At 45.2% G+C, this 2,059-nt stretch carries 1 protein-coding gene; it reads right to left on the reverse strand.

What is annotated here, in order from left to right; all coding sequences use genetic code 11:
* Window positions 1-702 precede the first annotated feature (702 nt).
* Window positions 703-1,689, reverse strand: a complete 987-nt coding sequence (locus tag F6K20_RS35870) for an MraY family glycosyltransferase (RefSeq protein WP_287267483.1) — start codon at window positions 1,687-1,689, stop codon at window positions 703-705.
* Between the last annotated feature and the right edge of the window lie 370 nt (window positions 1,690-2,059).

The raw sequence follows: 2,059 nt of genomic DNA on the forward strand, positions 1-2,059 counted from the left end.
TCTTCTGCCATTCCCCTCCTGGGAGGAGTTAGGGGTGGGTTCCTTCTGCCTTCTGCCTTAAAGCAGCCCATTTCTTTCACGAATCAGATAGGATTGCTATAAGCATGTCCCCTCTGACGTAATGCCAAGTCTATCCCCCAGAAATTCGCGCCACTTGGCTAGCTTCACGCTCTGAAATTACGCACCGTTCGCGTAGCGTGGCCGAAAGGCCAAGGTCTCCTAACAAGACAACTGGATAAGGACGCAGTAAGGGTAATACTGGTGCAATTACTTTTTTTTGTTGGCCGAAACTGCTATTTCATTTTTTACCAAGAAGTTCCCAATATACGGGGATGGCATGGTTTCCTCAAACCCGACTTAAAATGCCCGCGCATGTCATAGCTACAAAACTCATAAATATGGTCATCACAGAGGAAAATCAAGATATAAATTCACGAATTTTGTCGTCAATTTTTAGAGTTTAAAACTTCTTATGGTTACGAATAAAAGACTAAATATCAATGTATAAAAGCGATCCAGCGCGGTTTTACCGCGCTGGATCAATACAATGAGCTATAATCTGAGCTATATCCTGACTTTTGGCACTTAAGAGTAATTATCTTTGATTATCTTCTATTTTCTTGAGAATGAAACAGCCCTGGGAACCAACGGGGGCTTTCTCAAAACCAGACAATCTAAATTCATACTTCAATTCAGGAACGCCTAAGTAGACGACAGCATACGCGTCCGTAGGTAAGTTTCTGCGCAGGCGATCGCCACAATTAGGGCAGCTAAACTACTCCAAGCTCCTATGGTTCCTAGGAAATCAATACTAAAGGCCATCAGAAGAGTTATGCAAATATAGGTAATCGCCACTTGACTATGGGAGCAGCCTGATTGCTGGAGCCTCTGGTACAGATGACTACGGTGAGCTTTGAAGATATTTTCACCACGCAGCAGCCGCCGACAGAGGGTATAGATCCCATCGCCGATTAGAGGTAAAGTCAATACCAGTGCTGACCAAGCAGAAGTCGGATTATGATTCTGACTTAGGAGGGTTATCGCCACCACAGCACCTAACACAGTACTACCGACGTCCCCCATAAAAATCTTGGCCGGTGACCAGTTCCAATAGAGAAATCCTGCTAAAGCTGCTACCAATAGCCAGAGAAGGGGCTGATTCAACCAGAGGGCAAAAAATCCTAACTGTACAGCAGTTACTCCGCCTACTAAGCCATCTAAACCGTCCATGAAGTTATAGAAATTAATCAGGGCGGTCATGCCAATGATGGTGAGTAGAGTAGCAATAAGCTCGCCTGCTATACCTAGGTGAGCTAGCCCAGGAAAGGGAAAAGCACCACAGGAGGCGACCACGACGGTAGCAACCGAGAATTGTACTAGATAGCGAACGCTGGCAGGAACTCCTCGCGAATCGTCGATAATGCCAATAATTACCAAGGGAATGAGGGCGAACCAAAGCGTATTTTGTCCGGAATCAATCAGGTTAAGACCAAGAAATTGGCTGGCAATGATGGCAATAGCAAAGGCAATAATAAAACCTAACCCACCCCCTCTGGGTGTGGGTTGACTATGGGAACTGCGTTCGTTGGGGATGTCAATAAGTTGTTGACTTAAGCTTTGTTTAATTAGAGCGACGCTAAGAAGGCTGAGGGAAAAACTGATTACACAGAGAGTTAATAGTGGGTGCATTTAAACTTTTTGATTAATACACCACTATTTACTAGCCTCAGTTAAACATTCAGTATTAAGAGTGAGAAAAGAAAACTTACAATACGTTTCGGTGACAGGGTAAACGGCAGAAGTGTTTAAGCTGTCGCGCATTTAAACGACATATTATTAAATCAGAAAAAAAAACTGAAACTCTTGTCCCTTATGCCGGGTGCATCTCCTAAAAGCTGTTTGACCTGGTGGGTGGAACGGGCATCTTGGTGGAACGGGCATCTTGGTGGAACGGGCATCTTGGTGGAACGGGCATCTTGGTGGAACGGGCATCTTGGTGGAACGGGCATCTTGGTGGAACGGGCATCTTGGTGGAACGGGCATCTTGCCCGTTTCATTA

This window comes from Moorena sp. SIO2C4 (genome assembly GCF_010672485.1).
In the GTDB taxonomy this organism is placed as follows: Bacteria; Cyanobacteriota; Cyanobacteriia; order Cyanobacteriales; family Coleofasciculaceae; genus Moorena; species Moorena producens.